The sequence below is a fragment of the Micromonospora sp. WMMD987 genome (assembly GCF_029581435.1).
Classification (GTDB): domain Bacteria; phylum Actinomycetota; class Actinomycetes; order Mycobacteriales; family Micromonosporaceae; genus Micromonospora; species Micromonospora rifamycinica.
Window position 1 is genome coordinate 6,269,177 of sequence record NZ_CP120861.1, and the last position, 14,380, is coordinate 6,283,556.

General features: G+C 70.2%; 15 protein-coding genes, 1 tRNA gene and 2 pseudogenes. 9 read left to right on the plus strand and 9 right to left on the minus strand.

The window, feature by feature from the left end; all coding sequences use genetic code 11:
- Positions 1 to 160: 160 nt before the first annotated feature.
- Together O7612_RS26670 and O7612_RS26675 are read left to right on the plus strand one after the other, a co-directional pair.
- Positions 161 to 673: a GyrI-like domain-containing protein gene (locus tag O7612_RS26670; protein ID WP_282268382.1), complete on the plus strand. Its 513-nt coding sequence runs from the start codon at positions 161 to 163 to the stop codon at positions 671 to 673.
- Between the two features lie 64 nt (positions 674 to 737).
- On the plus strand, positions 738 to 1,211 hold the full coding sequence (locus tag O7612_RS26675; RefSeq protein WP_282268383.1) for a hypothetical protein: 474 nt from the start codon (positions 738 to 740) through the stop codon (positions 1,209 to 1,211).
- A 144-nt stretch (positions 1,212 to 1,355) separates the two neighbouring features.
- On the opposite strand, the gene O7612_RS26680 is transcribed toward O7612_RS26675, so the two are convergent.
- The 3 genes from O7612_RS26680 to O7612_RS26690 are packed head-to-tail and all read right to left on the minus strand — an operon-like array spanning position 1,356 to position 2,642.
- Positions 1,356 to 1,898, minus strand: a complete 543-nt coding sequence (locus O7612_RS26680; RefSeq protein ID WP_282268385.1) for a DapH/DapD/GlmU-related protein — start codon at positions 1,896 to 1,898, stop codon at positions 1,356 to 1,358.
- 53 nt (positions 1,899 to 1,951) lie between these two features.
- Complete coding sequence (locus O7612_RS26685) at positions 1,952 to 2,254, minus strand: precorrin-4 C11-methyltransferase (RefSeq protein ID WP_282268387.1); 303 nt, start codon at positions 2,252 to 2,254, stop codon at positions 1,952 to 1,954.
- Positions 2,247 to 2,642 (minus strand): hypothetical protein, encoded by a 396-nt coding sequence (locus tag O7612_RS26690; protein ID WP_282268388.1) that lies wholly within the window; start codon positions 2,640 to 2,642, stop codon positions 2,247 to 2,249. Before O7612_RS26690 ends, O7612_RS26685 begins: the two co-directional genes overlap by 8 nt.
- Before the next feature lie 503 nt (positions 2,643 to 3,145).
- Here O7612_RS26690 and O7612_RS26695 point away from each other — a divergent pair.
- From O7612_RS26695 to O7612_RS26710, 4 genes are all read left to right on the plus strand, one after another.
- Entirely contained in the window at positions 3,146 to 3,988 is an 843-nt protein-coding gene (locus O7612_RS26695) for a hypothetical protein (RefSeq protein ID WP_282268390.1), read from the plus strand.
- Positions 3,958 to 4,818: a protein phosphatase 2C domain-containing protein gene (locus tag O7612_RS26700; protein WP_282268392.1), complete on the plus strand. Its 861-nt coding sequence runs from the start codon at positions 3,958 to 3,960 to the stop codon at positions 4,816 to 4,818. The genes O7612_RS26695 and O7612_RS26700 overlap by 31 nt, the downstream gene beginning before the upstream one ends.
- A 71-nt stretch (positions 4,819 to 4,889) precedes the next feature.
- A complete protein-coding gene (locus tag O7612_RS26705; RefSeq protein WP_282268394.1) occupies positions 4,890 to 5,843 on the plus strand; it encodes a DMT family transporter in 954 nt (317 codons plus the stop codon).
- Positions 5,844 to 5,949: 106 nt separating this feature from the next.
- Positions 5,950 to 6,897 (plus strand): hypothetical protein, encoded by a 948-nt coding sequence (locus tag O7612_RS26710; RefSeq protein ID WP_282268396.1) that lies wholly within the window; start codon positions 5,950 to 5,952, stop codon positions 6,895 to 6,897.
- Between the two features lie 90 nt (positions 6,898 to 6,987).
- Here O7612_RS26710 and O7612_RS26715 read toward each other — a convergent pair whose 3' ends face one another.
- From O7612_RS26715 to O7612_RS26725, 3 genes and pseudogenes are all read right to left on the minus strand, one after another.
- The gene (locus O7612_RS26715) at positions 6,988 to 7,728 is read right to left on the minus strand and encodes a hypothetical protein (RefSeq protein ID WP_282268398.1); all 741 of its coding nucleotides are present in this window, start codon (positions 7,726 to 7,728) and stop codon (positions 6,988 to 6,990) included.
- Positions 7,729 to 8,218: 490 nt separating this feature from the next.
- Positions 8,219 to 8,848 carry a hypothetical protein gene (locus O7612_RS26720; protein ID WP_282268400.1) on the minus strand — a complete coding sequence of 210 codons (630 nt, stop codon included), beginning with the start codon at positions 8,846 to 8,848 and terminating at the stop codon, positions 8,219 to 8,221.
- A gap of 89 nt (positions 8,849 to 8,937) precedes the next feature.
- Positions 8,938 to 9,117, minus strand: a pseudogene (locus O7612_RS26725) (GntR family transcriptional regulator); the annotation flags it as partial.
- 3 nt (positions 9,118 to 9,120) lie between these two features.
- On the opposite strand from O7612_RS26725, the pseudogene O7612_RS26730 reads away from it, so the two are divergent.
- Positions 9,121 to 9,984 (plus strand): annotated as a pseudogene (locus O7612_RS26730) (integrase); the annotation flags it as partial.
- On the opposite strand, the gene O7612_RS26735 reads toward O7612_RS26730, so the two are convergent.
- Complete coding sequence (locus O7612_RS26735; protein WP_282268402.1) at positions 9,975 to 10,577, minus strand: hypothetical protein; 603 nt, start codon at positions 10,575 to 10,577, stop codon at positions 9,975 to 9,977. The pseudogene O7612_RS26730 and the gene O7612_RS26735 sit on opposite strands and share 10 nt — an antisense overlap.
- A 155-nt stretch (positions 10,578 to 10,732) precedes the next feature.
- A tRNA-Tyr gene (locus tag O7612_RS26740) sits at positions 10,733 to 10,816 on the minus strand.
- 148 nt (positions 10,817 to 10,964) lie between these two features.
- Here O7612_RS26740 and O7612_RS26745 point away from each other — a divergent pair.
- Complete coding sequence (locus O7612_RS26745) at positions 10,965 to 11,459, plus strand: YajQ family cyclic di-GMP-binding protein (RefSeq protein WP_067301337.1); 495 nt, start codon at positions 10,965 to 10,967, stop codon at positions 11,457 to 11,459.
- Between the two features lie 141 nt (positions 11,460 to 11,600).
- Here the strand turns inward: O7612_RS26745 and O7612_RS26750 are convergent, their stop codons facing one another.
- On the minus strand, positions 11,601 to 12,860 hold the full coding sequence (locus O7612_RS26750; protein WP_282268408.1) for an MFS transporter: 1,260 nt from the start codon (positions 12,858 to 12,860) through the stop codon (positions 11,601 to 11,603).
- Positions 12,861 to 13,061: 201 nt separating this feature from the next.
- Between O7612_RS26750 and O7612_RS26755 the strand changes: the two genes are divergently transcribed.
- Positions 13,062 to 14,279: an MFS transporter gene (locus O7612_RS26755; RefSeq protein WP_282268410.1), complete on the plus strand. Its 1,218-nt coding sequence runs from the start codon at positions 13,062 to 13,064 to the stop codon at positions 14,277 to 14,279.
- Positions 14,280 to 14,380: the final 101 nt, after the last annotated feature.

The following is a 14,380-nucleotide window of genomic DNA, read 5'->3' on the forward strand; positions in this document are numbered from 1 at the left end:
ATTTCGCCGGGTACGGAAGCGGCCTGTCGGGAGTCGACGGACTCCGCACCAGATCAACGACAAAACGCACGTACGGTGGCGAGCTGCCGCGACCAGGTGAAACACCTCCCATCCGAGGCTGGAACCGATGACTGTCGTACCGGGATGCTGTCGTGAATCCATGACATCGCAGCCACCGGTGACGCCGGTGATCATCGAGCGGGCAGCCCAGCCGTACGTGGGGATCAGGCGGTCGGTCACCATGCGGACCATCGGCGGGTTCTTCGGCACCCTGTCCGAGCTGATCGCGTGGGTGGCGGCCCAGGGGGTCATCCCGCCCGGCCCGGACTTCATCCGGTACCACGTGATCGACATGGCGGGTGAGCTGGAGATCGAGGCGGGGGTGCCACTGCCGGCCGGGGCCGAGGTGGCCGTCGAGGCGCCGATGCGCATCGACGTGCTCCCCGCCGGCCGCTACCTCACCACCACCCACGTCGGCGACCCCGACGACCTGGTGGCGGTCACCGGGGCGTTCCTCGCCTGGGCGGAGCAGCACGGGATGCGCTGGGACGCCCACGACACCGACGCGGGCGAGCACTGGGGTTGCCGGCTGGAGATTTACCACAGCGGCCCGGACGACGACCCGGACCGCGACACCTGGGAGACGCAACTGGCGTTCCGGCTGGCCGACTGACGCCGGACGGCCGCCCACCTCGGAGCGGGGATAGTCGGGGTGGTTTGGGGGTATGTCGGGGGTTATGGCAGGTCAGAACGGTGCGGTGGACGAGGAGCACGCCCGGCCGGCGGGGGTCGACGACGCCACGGTCGAGGCGCTGGGCAAGCTGAGCGAGGCGTTGGAGGCGGTCCACCGGGTGCGCGGGCACCTCTACTCGGCGCACCAGCTCGTCGGCGGCGCGGATCTCACCCTCGACCGGGTGGTGGAGCTGCTGCGCGGGGCCGGGCACGACGAGGTGGCCGACCGGGTCGCGCGGGAGCTGCTGGGGCGCAACCTGCTGCCCGGCCGGTGGACGTTCCAGATCGTGGAGGAGTTCGACGACGGCTACTACGCCACGTTCCAGGAGATCGAGCGGTACGCCCGGGAGAAGCTGGCCGGCGGCCGGCGGCACCTCTACGAGGCGGAGATGAAGCAGCGGCGGCGTACCCACGGGATGCCCGGCCACGAGGCCACCCCGGCAGCGACGCGACCCGGCCGGGCCGCTCAGGGCGCATGATCACCTCAAGCGGGCCGAGGTATCGGTATCCGGCCAGCCCGACACCACTACATCGGCCCACCGGCGAGGGTGGCGGAGGCTCAGCCCCGGCCGTCGGCGAGGCGGGTGGAGGTCACCCCGGCCCGCGGGCGAGGCGGGCGGGGGTCACCACTGGCGGCGTACCGACGCTTTGGGGCCGGTGACCAGGGTGGCGGGCGGGACGTCGTCGGCGACCACCGCGCCGGCCGCCACCACGGCGTCCCGGCCGATGCTGACGCCCGGCAGGATCGTCGCGCCCGCCCCGATCCACACGTTCTCGGCCACGTCGATGGGCGCACCGGTCAGCCACTCCCGCCGTTCCTGCGGATCGACCGGGTGACCGCCGGTGATGAAGGTGACCCTCGGGCCGACCAGCACACCCTCGGCGAGCCGGATACCGGCGTAGTCCAGGAACGTGCAGTTCTGGTTGACGAACACCCGCTCGGCGAGTTCCAGGCGCAGGCCGTGGTCGGTGTAGAACGGCGGGTAGATGGTCACCCTCGGCGGCAGCGGTCGGCCGAGGATCTGCGCGAACAACTCCGCCCGGCCCGCCTCGTCGTCGAACGGAAGGCTGTTCAGCCGGGACGTGAGCTGGGTGACCTGCAGGACCCGGGCGGCCATCGCCTGGAACTCGGGGCTGTGGATACGCATGAAGCGGTCGCTGGACATGCCCGCGATCCTCGCCGACGCCTCCGGGGCTCGACGCTACGGGCCGACCCCGCTCACCGCCCCTCCCCCGCCCGCCCGGCCGGTGCCCGCATCAGCCGACGCGCCTGGGTCAGCTCCTCGACGAGCCGGTCGACCTGACCGGGCGACAGCAGCACGGTCTGGTTCACGCCGTACCGGGTCGCGTCCAGCTTGACCGCCGCCTCGCGCCGGACGAACCGGTCGACGAGCAGTTGCAGGCTCACCCAGCCGGTCCGCTCCCGCCCCACCGTGGCGAGGAACCCCCGGTGCATCGGATCGTTCGGCCCGCACCCCCGGCACCACGCCGGGCAGACCACCGGCCGCCCCGCCTCACTCACCGCCGTCCCCCTGCCCGCCGTCCCCCTGCGGGTCGGGGTGGGTCCGGTCGGCGTCCGGGTCGTCGGCTTCCGGGTCGTCGGCGGCACTGCTCAGCAGGTCACGGAGCTGCCCGGCCAGTTCGGCGGCCTGGGCCAGGGACAACTCGGCCCAGGCGTTGCCGGCCCGGCACGCCACGTGCACGGCGACGAGCGGCTCACCCGGGACCGCCCCGCTGATGAGGTACGTCGCGACGACGCCGGCCGCCCGACTCCGGCCGACCCGGAGCATCGGGCCACGATGGCGGCGGGCCAGGTGCGGCACCACCGGCGGGACCAGATGACCACAGCGCTCGGGGGCACACCACCGTGGGTGGGTGGCGGCGGTGACCGATCCTCCGGTACGGGTCATCGCGACCACCGCCCGACGTTGCCCCGACGCGCCTGGCCGACCGTCAGCAGCGGGGCACACCGCAGCGCGGGCAGCTCGCGGGTCACCCCGACCGACCAGCACGGCGCGGGCGGGGCAGCGGCCCTGGGCGGACTCGTCGGGGCGCTGTGCCGGCCGGGTCGCGACGGTGCACGCCGTCGAGCCCGCCAGGACGAGAACCAACCACATCGACGATGAGTGCCGGACATCACACCTCCACAGGTAACCGGGGACCGATGACCCCGGATCTCGATGCGGACAGCACCGCTGCCACGCATTCCCGATCGGCTCCGACTCCAGGTCGGGGGCTCGCACTCTGGACAGTTGCCGCTGATCTCACGAGTCGGAGCCGACTCGACGAAGGGCAGCACCCACGCTTACCCCCTCTAAACAAAGGCCGCGCACCTGAACCGCTTCGGTGCTTAGCGGGTATAAGCAAGGCTACTCGTCCTACCAGGGGTGTCAAGGGGTCCTAAACTCCGCGTGTGGAGACTGATGACGGCTTCGAGCGGGTACGACGTGAAGCCGACCCGCTCCGGCAGGCCAAGCTCGCCGGCGAACTCATGGCCGTCTACCAGCAGCGGGCGGTCGAGCTGGCGAGACTGCGCCGGGAGGCGATCAACCGGGCGGCGGCGGACCAGGGTCTCTCGTTCAGCGCCATCGCCAAGGAACTCGGACTCACCCGAGGGCGCATCACCCAGATCCGGCAGACAGCACCTCCTGCCGAGCGGGCGTTCTTCGGCGTCGGTCCGGTGACGGTCGCCGTACCGCTGCGGGCGTTGCCCGACCGCGCGCTGCCGGTGATCTCGTCCGAGGACGCCCGCGCCGCCGACCTACTGACGAAGCTCCTCACCGAACTGGCATTCCAGGTGGACCACCTCCACATTCCGCCGGACGGCCGCTGGCAGCCCCGAGGCGATGTCGCCGCGATCTGCGGGCCGAAATCGTCACCGGTCACCGCCCGGGCCGTCGCGTCCGACCCGGTGCTGACGTTCGAGCCCGACGATGCCGGCCGGTGGACCATCCGGGAACGCGACGGCAGCCGCGTCTACGAGTCACCGATGGACGACCCTGCCACGCCACGATGGGCCGATGTCGCCTACGTCGGCCGCCTCGCCCTGAGCGACGAAGAGAGCATCTTCGTCGTCGCGGGAGTGCATGCGCTCGGTTCGGTCGGCGCGATCGACTACCTCGCCCGCAACCTGCCCGACCTCTACGCCCACGTGGGCACTCAGCGTTTCTCGATGGTCGTCCGCAGCGAACACGACGGTGACACCGTGACCAGGAGCGAACTCGTATGTCCGCCACGAATCCACGACCGGAAGTAGTCACCGCCGAGCGGCCCGGCCGGAACCGCCCCACCGAGGACCGCGTCTTCACCACGTCCAACGCGGTCATCGTGCTCGACGGTGCGTCGCAACCCGAGGCGAGCACCCGTGACGGCGGGTGGATCGCCGAGCGGGTCGGGCGACGCCTCCAGCAACTCCTCACCGAGCATTCCGATGCCGACCTGGCCGACGCGCTGGCCGAAACGATCCAGCACGTCCGCGACCTGCACGGCCTGCGGCCCGGCGCCTCGCCCTCAACGACGGTGAGCATCGTCCGATGGTCCGGAGACGACGTCGACGTCCTGGTCCTCGGAGACAGCCCCGTCGTCCTCCTCACCCGTACCGGCGAGATCCACCAGGTCCGCGACGAACGGCTCGCACAGGTAGCGCTCGACCAGCACATGGCCCTACACAGAGCAATACGGCAACGCGGCGGATTCGGCTTTCACCACGCCGCAGAGTGGGCCGCGCTGGTCGGCGCGCAGAGACGAGTCCGCAACAGCCCTGGTGGCTACTGGATCGTCGAGGCAGCGCCGGAGGCCGCTCGTCACGCCGTCCGTACGACGTGGCCTGCCAGTGACCTCGCGGCCGTCCTGACGATGACCGACGGCGTCTCAGACGGAATCGACAAATACCAGACGCCTGCCACCTGGCAAGCGGCGATCACACTTGCCAACCAGCACCCGGCACGGTTGGTTGAGACCGTGCACGAGGCCGAGGAAGACGACATGGACGGACGACGCTGGCCACGCAACAAGCGCCACGACGACAAGGCTGTGGCACTGCTTCGACTCACCACAGCAGCGCACATCGCCGCACTGACCACCTGAGAGCCAGGCCGCCACATGACGCGGACCGTCCCCCGCCCCGACGTGAACGGCATGGACCACGAGGTGCCCCATTGAAGACTGACCGGCAGCGGATCAGCCGGGCCGGTGTCGCCCGGATAGCCGCTCTCGCGTTGCTGTGGGGCTCCGGCTTCCTCTGGATCAAGCTCGCGTTGCGGGGCTTCAACCCGGTGCAGATCGTGTTCGCCCGGCTTCTGCTCGGCTTCCTGGTCCTGACCCCGATCGCGCTGTCCCGGGGGCTCCGCTTTCCGAGGCAGGGGCGGCTCTGGGGTCACCTGTTCGTCGCGGCCCTGGTCGCCAACGCCGTACCGTATCTGCTGTTCAGCCTCGCCGAGGAGACGATCGGGTCCAACGTGGCCGGGGTGCTCAACGCGACCACCCCACTGTGGACGCTGCTGCTGGCGTTCCTCGTCGGTGTCGACCGGGCCGTCACCGTCAAGAAGGCCGCCGGCTTCGCCCTCGGCTTCCTCGGCGTCGTGGTCATCTTCTCGCCGTGGGAATCCGCGAGCGAAATCGCCAGCTGGGGCGGCATCGCCTGCCTGGCCGCAGCGGCAAGCTACGGACTCGGGTACGTCTACATGGGCCGCTTCCTGACCGGACGCGGAATCCCGCCGATCATGCTGTCGGCGGCCCAACTCGGCGCGGCCACCGTGCTCCTGGTCCCGGCGCTGCCGTTCGCCGGGCTGGCATCGCCGCAATGGCGGCTCGACGCGGTGGCGAGCCTGCTCGTGCTCGGGGTGCTCGGCACCGGGGCCGCCTACGTGCTGAACTACCGCATCATCGACGACGAGGGGCCGACCGCCGCCTCGGTGGTCACCTACCTGCTGCCCGTCGTCGCCGTACTCCTCGGCTGGGTGATCCTCCGCGAGGCCGTGACGACCGCGATCGTGGCCGGGATCGCCCTGGTCCTCACCGGCGTGATCCTCACCCGCCGGCGGTCCGCGTCGTCGCCCGCGACGACCGGCGGGGAACCAGTCGCCACACCTCCCAGCAATCGCGTGGAGTAGCGGAAGAAAGACTGTCGGTCATACGACGACAGGCCGCCCGACCCGCAGGGCGGGCCTAAGCTCGGTTTGCCTCTCGCCCGGTCGACGCTCCGGAGGGTGCCGCCCCATGTCGTCCCTGCTCGCCAGCGCGCTCCTCTCCGTGGCCCTGATCGCCGCACCCGCCCCTCCCGTGGCCGCATCTGCCGCACCTGACGCCCAGGCCAGCTATCTCATGGTGGACCTCGGCACCCTCGGCGGCGACGACAGCTATGCCAACGCCATGAACGACCGCGGTGATGTGATCGGCCGCGCTCAGGACGCCAGCGGCGTCTACCAGGGTTTCCTCTGGCAGCGGGGTCGGATGATCAACCTGGGTGCCTTCAACCCCATCGACGTCAACGACCGCGGCGAGGTCGTCGGTGCCCGCGACGACGGCTCCGGCGCGTACGTCTGGCACCGCGGCATCTTCCGGCCGCTCGGTGGCCGGTACATCCGGCCCGTGGCGATCAACAACCGCGGACAGGTTCTCGGTCAGGCCGCCGCAGGCCCCGTCCTCTGGACGGACGGCCGCACCCAACCCCTGCCTCTCGACGACGTGTCCGACGTCAACGACCGCGGCCAGGTCTCCGGCGGTGTCAGTCTGTCGCCGGACGGCTTCCACGCCGCGCTGTGGCACGGTCGCCGGACCACCGACCTGGGTGCCGGCCCCTTCAACCGCAGCAACACCTACGGCCTCAACGACAGCGGCTGGGTGATCGGCTGGCAGTTCTCGCCTGACCAGTACCCGCGCGGCATCCTCTGGCGGCACGGCCGCGCCCTGGACATCGGCACTCTCGGCGGCAACACCACCGAGCCGCTGGCCATCAACAACCGCGGGGAGATCCTGGCCAAGTCCCACAACACCAGCAACTACGCCCGCCCGGCCCTGTGGCGCAACGGTGTCATGCACGATCTCAGCCTCGCCGGGATCAGCACTGAAGGTGAGGTCGTCGACCTCGATGACCGCGGTGGCATCGCCGCCACGATCCGCCTGGTGCCGGGTAGCGCCCACGCGGTCGTCTACCGCCCGCGCTGACGTGCCGGGCCGCGCTCGGCCGACCGCCGCAGAGCCCGAAGGACGGGTTCCGCGGTGGGCCCCGTCCGGCCCGGCTCGGCGTACGCCCGCTCAGTCGTCGGATTCCCCGGCCTCGTCGTCGCCCGAGATCATCAGCCACTCGCCCGGCAGCCGCTCCCGCACCGCCTGCACCGCTTCCGGGCTGCGGCCATGGACCCACAGCCACGTCCCGCCGTCGTTGCGCAGCAGCACATCCGGGCCGGCGAACCAGCGGACCCCCGGCCCGTCCATCCCGGCCCAGAACGGGAAGGCCGGCAGCGGCAGACACTCGAACGCGGCGCTCACCAGCGCGTTCACCGTGTCGTCCAACTCCCGGTTATCGACGTGGCGCTCGCCGGCAGAGAACATCGCCTCCGACATCACCATCTCGACAAGCGCCACCGAGAGCCGATCCGCGTAGGGCACCCAGCCGTCTCCGGCGTCCACCACCACCGGCGGATCGTCCTGACCAATCGCCCGGACGGGAACACCCCACGACGCGCAGCCCTGCGCCTCCACCCGGAACACCAGGACGTCATCAGAGTCGACGTCAAGGTTCTGTGGCTCTACCAAAGTGTCCTGAGATGCGGTCAGATCCCTCCGGCCACCGAACAGCAGATAGGCCTCATGCAGTGCGGCCGGCAGCGCGAAGCCGATCCGTTCCTCGCCCACCGCCAACAGGGCCGGGTCGACACCATCGCCCTCGACGACTGGACGGCCGAACGCCGCAGTCAGCGCCCGGACGAACTCCCACCCCCGGTGGCGGTCACCCGCGGTCAGTTCGTCGAGGCCTTCGAGCATGTCGATCACCATACAGACGTCCAGCCCACTCACCCGCCAGAGTCAATCTGCGAGGGAAGGGCAGGCCGATTCCACCCCCCCTGCTCGTTCCAACGGCCCGCCACGTGGGCCGAGACCCGACAAGACCGCCCGGGACCATCCGCGCGGGAAAGACTGATTAATACTCCCGAAAGCGACCCCTGGCAGACATTCTCGCTGTTCAGGGCCTCTTCGTGCACCTGGTGCCGGGAAGAGGATTCGGACCTCTGCAGCTTTCGTGGCGGATTTACAGTGCGACAACGCCAAGCCCGAGACCAGCAGGTTTGCGTAGCCATGTGCAAATAGCGACAAGCACACGACCTAGGACTCGGAGATGGCCAACGGGTGATCTGATCCTCCGCTGCCGTGCTGGCGTCCCACCGGTTGCCGGGACGCCAACACGGTGAAGAGTGCGGGCTGACCGAAGTCCCGCCTGTCAGCCGACTTGCAGGCGACACTAGTCGCCGAGTGCCCTCAAGGCTTCCTAGACCGCATTCACATCTGGGTCAGCGGCCAACCGCTCGTTGGCCAGCCGGCGCTCCTCCTCAATGACTTCTTGCCGCCGCTTCCAGTCCTCTACTACGTCGTCGCTCGGCAGCAGCCGAACCGGCTCCTGCTCACCGTTACGGCGCCAGCGAGCCCCGCGGTTATCGGTAAACACGAACTCAAGGTCGAGGTGCCAGGCGTGACCAGGACAGCCAGGGCCGATGTGCATCACGTGCCAAAGCTCTGGTGCGTCAAGCCAGCCGTTGCGCTTCGACTGGCCAGGCCCGATCGTCCCGAAATGCAGGGGCAAGGCCCGTTCCGGCAGAAAGACCATCACGGATGAGATCGGCTCGCCGCCATGGTTGTCCACCTGAACGATCACCTGGTCATACTCGCGAGGCGAGGTGTTGGCAGGGCGTGGCAGATGGTCGTTGTCCCAGTGCACATTCGGCTCAGAGACGATGTCCGCGGTCACCAGCCGGGCGGCCTGCCGCCGCGCCTCCTCGGCCTCAATCCGGCGCCGATCACGGGCGCGCCTGACCGTCACGGCCGACCCGACCATCGCTGCCACACCGGCCGCACCGCCGAGTATCGACGCGATGGATTGACTGATGTCCCAGAAGCCCATATGCCGAGGATGCCACTGCCATGTGGATCTCTAGTGGCGAGGCTACCCCTCACGTGGGCCACGGTTGCCAGCTCAACCCAAATCAGCTAGAGCGCGTCTCGCAACGTCTCGCCCGAGAATCCGGCGAAGTCGATGGTGACGTGCGGCCTCTCGAATGAGGCTTCGATGTGTGGCCGCAGCTCCACGGCCTGCTGCGTTTGCGCGCGGACGAACGCCCCGCTGCCCTGCCGGGACACGATTAGCCGCTCCGCCCAGAGCAGGTCCAAGGCTCAATGGATGGCGCTCCCGCGTCGCCCAGCACGATCGCCCGGAAGCGGGCCGTCTTCTCCGGTGCACTCAAGTACGCCGTTGAGCTGCGGCTACTCGACGCACACCCGATGTCCCTGGTGAGCTGGACCGCGCCGAAGATGGCCGATGAGGTCGACCGGGGAGCGGTGGTCAACCCTGATCAGGCTCGGGCGCTGCTTGCCGAGGTGGGGCACAGCGTGCCCGAGTTGGAGGCGTTCTTCGGGTGCATGTACTACGCCGCGCTACGGCCCGAGGAAGTGCTCCACCTGCGCGAAGACGAGTACGAGCGGCCCGCACAGCGTGGGAGGTGGGGCGTACTGCACCTGACCGGTTCGACGGTGGCCGTTGGCCGGGATTGGGGCGACGGAGACGACACCGCCGAGGACCGAGGACTCAAGCACCGGGCAAAGGCAGCGACCCGGGACGTACCCGTTGCGCCGCCACTCGTGCGACTACTCGACCACCACATCAAGGAGTACCCGCCGGGATCGAACGGCAAGCTATTCGTGACCCGGCGCGGCCCCGGCGGGCGGTACGTACCCACCGCCGGCCAGCCGATCCCGAACAACACCTACGGGAAGGCGTGGCGCGTCGCACGGGCAAAGGTGCTCACCCCAGCTCAGCAGCGCTCCCCGCTGGCCCGGCGACCGTACGACCTGCGGCACGCCGCCGTGTCGCTCTGGCTCAATGCGGGGGTGCCGGCTACCCAGGTCGCCGAGTGGGCCGGGCACAGCGTCCATGTCCTCATGCGGGTGTACGCGAAATGCGTCTACGGTCAGGAGGAGACAGCACGTCGTCGGATCGAGGCTGCCCTCAATATCACCGACTCCCGGAAGAACTATGGGTGATACTTCTCCACCGTTTCTCTCAGGAGAGAAAACTGCCCCTCGCGTCGATCACTGTCAACGTCTACATCCCGATGCATGGTCAGGCAAATAACCGCATACAGCTCTCGCGCTTCGGCAACCGACTCTGAACGCCGAGCTGAGTTTGATAGAGCAGTAGCGAGCAGGTTGGCCGCCGCGCCTAGGTCTGGACCAGCAATCACCAGCACCTCGGCCTCAAGCTTGCGCAGTTCGGTCATCCCGCTGAGCAAATCTTCTGATACCTGAACCACTTCCTTGTGGAGGCGCATACGCTCATCATCCGAACTCGACCCCCTCCCTTTCAATTCTTCGACTTGCATTTTCAAGTACCGCAACCGAGATACCGCACTCTTGACGGCCTCTACCTGCGCCAGGAATTTCGCATACACTTTCCTCTTTTCAGCAATCAATGCCTTAAATTGGTCAGCTTTCAACTGCGCATCGAACACCTCGCGCTGCAGCTTCTGACCCGCGATCAAGACGCGTGAGTTGATGATCATGCCCGCCACGCCGACGCTCGCTCCCAGCAACGCACCTGCAACAGTCGCCGCCCCGGGAAGCCATTCCCATGCCATCCGGACATCGTGCGACCAGGCCGCAAGCCGCGCCAGGCGGTGACACGTATGTGACACAGCCAGCGAGATCGAGCGGGCTAGAGCGGGACTGAGCGAGACTCACGACAGAGGCCCCTGACCGGCGTTCACGCTGGTCAGGGGCCTCTTTCAGCACCTGGTGGCGGGTAGAGGATTCGAACCTCTGTAGCTTTCGCGACGGATTTACAGTCCGCTCCCATTGGCCGCTCGGGCAACCCGCCAGGGCGTGCCACCACGCCGTAACGCGGCAGCGGAGCAAGGATAGCGGTCGCCCCCGGGGGTGTGGCAACCGGGTACCGTCAGAGGGTCGTGGGGCTGGTCAGCCCGGCGACGACCCTGACAGACCGCCGGACAAGCAGGAGCATCAGCATGGCAGCGAACCCGTCGTTCGACATCGTGAGCAAGGTCGACCGGCAGGAGGTCGACAACGCCCTTCGCCAGACGGAGAAGGAGCTTGCCCAGCGGTTCGACTTCCGTGGCACCGGCGCCGAGATCTCCTGGTCGGGAGAGGAGGCGATCAGCCTCCAGGCGGAGACCGAGGAGCGGGTCGCCGCCGCCCTCGACGTGTTCAAGGAGAAGCTGGTCAAGCGGAACATCTCGTTGAAGTCCCTGGACGCGGGTGAGCCCCGGGGCTCGGGCAAGATCTTCAAGATCGACGCCAAGGTGATCCAGGGCATCGAGTCGGACAAGGCCAAGGCGATCAGCAAGAAGATCCGCGACGAGGGTCCGAAGGGCGTCCAGGCGCAGATCCAGGGCGACCAGCTGCGGGTCACCGGCAAGAAGAAGGACGACCTCCAGGCCGTCATCACGCTGCTCAAGGGCGAGGACTTCGGGGTGGCCCTCCAGTTCACCAACTACCGCTGACCCGGTAGGCAGGCACGGCCGGTCGGTCGTCCCCCGACGGGGACGGCCGCCCGCCGCACGCGTCCCGGGAGGCGCACCCCGGAAGAGGGCCAGACGCATGTCCGGTAAGACTGCTGTGCCGCGTACCCCGAAGGGTGCGGTCTAGACCGTGACGGGGTGTTCGGCGCGGGTGGCGGCGGCCTCGGCGCGGGCGATCGGGCCGGCGGGCAGCGCCGCCACCCCGGCCCCGACGCCGACCGCCCCGGCGGCGAACAGGAACGCCCAGGGCACCCCGCCGGCATGGTCGACGATCAGGCCGGCTACCGCGCCGCCGGCCGCGCTCGCCGCCACCGACATGGTCACCACCCAGGTGTACGCCTCGTTCAGCATGCCGGTCGGCGTGATCCGCCCGACCAGGGTGTTCTCCAGGGTCAGCGCGGGGGCGATGGTGGCCCCGCCGATCACCAGGGCGACGCCGAGCGACACCGGACCGGGCATCACCGCGAAGATCGCCAGGGTGCCGGCCACCGCCGCGAGCAGCCAGGCGAACTGGCGGGTCATGTTGGCCGCCGGGCGGCGTACCCCGAACCAGAACCCGCCCACGGCGCTGCCCACCCCCCAGACGGCGAGCAGCAGACCGGCGAGGCTCTGCGGGTCGCCGGTGGGCTGGTTGCCGGCGAACGCCGGCACGATCACCCCGGCCGCGCCGAACGCGATGCCGAGGCTCGCCACGCAGACCAGCAGGGCCGGGAAGCCACCCACCCGCAGCGGGCCGAGCCCCCGGGCGTGGTGCTCCCGGGCATGTGGCCGCCAGGCGCGCATCACCCGGCCCAGCGCCACCCCGGCGGTGCCGACCAGCGTCACGACGGCCGCGCCGAGCAGCGCGGCGGCGGCGTCGGCCAGCAGGACGAAGGCGGCCACCAGCAGCGGGCCGAGCACGAAGACCACCTCGAACAGCGTCGTCTCGGCGGCCAGTGCGGTGTTCCGGAGCTGGTAGCGGCCGGTCGCCGGGGCGGTCAGGTCGTTCCAGGCGCCCCGGATGGCGGCGGTCAACGGCGGGTAGGTTGCCCCGGCCAGCCCGGCCGCTAGGTAGATCAGGCGCAGGTCGGCATTCTCGGCGCGGCTCGCCCCGAGCAGCCCGACCAGGGCCAGCGGGTGCGCCACGGCGGTGACCAGCAGCACCCGGGTGGGGCCGACCCGGTCGGCGATCCGGCCGGCGACCGGGCTCAGCGCGGCACCGGACAGCGCGTAGATGCCCCCGGCCACGGCGGCGAGCGAGTACCGGCCGGTGACCTGCTCCACGACCAGCAGCAACGCCAGCGGGGTCATCCCGATGCCGAGCCGGCCGACGACGCCGAGGAGCAGCAGCAGCGGCGCCCCGGGAATCCGCCAGACGCCCAGGTACTGGCGCAGTGCGGCCACGGGGGCACCTCCAAGGAGACGATCAGGTAACGACTCGGAACCCTGTAGACCCTAACGCCGCAGGTCGCTCCGCGAATGGTCGATTCACTCACACTCCGGGCCGCTGATCCGGTGGCGACGAGAGGGTAATTTGCTGATCGAGCCAGATAGATGTGCCGTTTTCCATCGTTCCCCACGCCGCAGGGAGGTCCGGCCGAGCCGATGACCGACGCCGACGAACGGCTCGCGCCGACACCCGGTTACCTGGCCCTGTTCCGTCATCCGGTGGCCTCCCGGCTGGTCACCGCCCGGGGCATCTCCGAGCTGGGCGACTTCGTGGGGCTCGCCGCGCTGCTGCTGCTCGCGTACGACCAGACGCAGTCGGTCCTCGGCCCGGCCGCCGTGTACGCCGCCCGCGCCCTGCCGGCCCTGCTGGTCGCCACCGTGTTCAGCGGCTGGTTGGACGTGCCGGCCCGGCGGACCCTGCTGGTCTGGCTCTCGGTGGCCGGCGCGGTGCTGATCGCCGTCCCGTTGGCGGTGCCCCGGCCGGTGCCGGCGATCGTCGCCGCCGGGCTGCTCGGCGCGGTCCGGGCCGCCTACTCCAGCGTCAACGTGGCGGTCGCCGCCGAGGCGGTGGACGCCCCGCTCCGGCTGCCGTTGTTCGGCCTGTCCGCCTTCGCCAACCAGGTCGGCCAGGTGACCGGCCTGCTCGCCGGGGCGAGCATCACGGTGGCGCTCGGCCCCCGGGTGGCGCTCCTGATCGACCTGGTGTCGTTCCTGGTCGCGGCGGTGGTGCTGGCCGGGCTGCCGACCGGGCAGCAGCGGCACCGGGGACGCCCGCCGGCCACCGCCGGGGTCCGGACCATCGCCGGCCACCCGGTGCTGCGCGGCATCGCCCTGCTCACCCTCGGCACGGTGCTCTCCGGCGCGCTGCCCGAGACGCTGGCCCCGGACCTCGCCGACGGGGGCTGGCGGCCCGTGGTGCTGGCCTCGTCGGCGTTGGGCGGCGCGATCTTCGTGCTGGTGGTGGGGCGGTGCGCCTGGCTGAGCCGGCTGGCCGGGCAGGTCGCCATGGTCGCCGCGCTGGCCGGAGCGCTGGTGCTGGCCGGCGTCCTGGTCGCCGCGCACGCCCCGGTCTGGGCGTTGGCCTGCGCCAACGCGCTGATCGGCGCGGGTGGCGGGTGGCTGATCGGCGCGCAGGCCACCTTTGCCCGGCTGGCCCCGGTGGAACGGATGGGGCAGGTGGAGGCGACCATCGTGGCCGCCAACATCGTCGTCGCCGGCTGCGGGATCTTCGTGCTCGGTTCGACGGCCGCGCTGTTCGGCCCCGCCGTGGCGTACCTGCTGGCCGGGGTGGTGCTGCTGGTCGTGGTGCTGCTGACCCGCCCGGACCGGCTGCCGGTCGACGCCGGCCCGCAGGCGGCCCGTTCCGCCCACTGACCGCGTTCCCCGCCATCTTGTCCCTGTTTCCCCAGCACCGCTGACGATGCGGCGGCGCCCGCGTCCGGGTGGACGCGGGCGCGGCCGGTGTCGTCGGAGGG

Bases quoted from the DNA above. Each gene is read 5' to 3' on its own strand.
- O7612_RS26670 (WP_282268382.1), top strand. From the start codon at position 161: ATGACATCGCAGCCACCGGTGACGCCGGTGATCATCGAGCGGGCAGCC.
- O7612_RS26715 (WP_282268398.1), bottom strand. From the start codon at position 7,728: ATGGTGATCGACATGCTCGAAGGCCTCGACGAACTGACCGCGGGTGAC.
- O7612_RS26700 (WP_282268392.1), top strand. From the start codon at position 3,958: ATGTCCGCCACGAATCCACGACCGGAAGTAGTCACCGCCGAGCGGCCC.
- O7612_RS26690 (WP_282268388.1), bottom strand. From the start codon at position 2,642: ATGACCCGTACCGGAGGATCGGTCACCGCCGCCACCCACCCACGGTGG.
- O7612_RS26675 (WP_282268383.1), top strand. From the start codon at position 738: ATGGCAGGTCAGAACGGTGCGGTGGACGAGGAGCACGCCCGGCCGGCG.
- O7612_RS26720 (WP_282268400.1), bottom strand. From the start codon at position 8,848: ATGGGCTTCTGGGACATCAGTCAATCCATCGCGTCGATACTCGGCGGT.
- O7612_RS26755 (WP_282268410.1), top strand. From the start codon at position 13,062: ATGACCGACGCCGACGAACGGCTCGCGCCGACACCCGGTTACCTGGCC.
- O7612_RS26710 (WP_282268396.1), top strand. From the start codon at position 5,950: ATGTCGTCCCTGCTCGCCAGCGCGCTCCTCTCCGTGGCCCTGATCGCC.
- O7612_RS26735 (WP_282268402.1), bottom strand. From the start codon at position 10,577: ATGGCATGGGAATGGCTTCCCGGGGCGGCGACTGTTGCAGGTGCGTTG.
- O7612_RS26745 (WP_067301337.1), top strand. From the start codon at position 10,965: ATGGCAGCGAACCCGTCGTTCGACATCGTGAGCAAGGTCGACCGGCAG.
- O7612_RS26680 (WP_282268385.1), bottom strand. From the start codon at position 1,898: ATGTCCAGCGACCGCTTCATGCGTATCCACAGCCCCGAGTTCCAGGCG.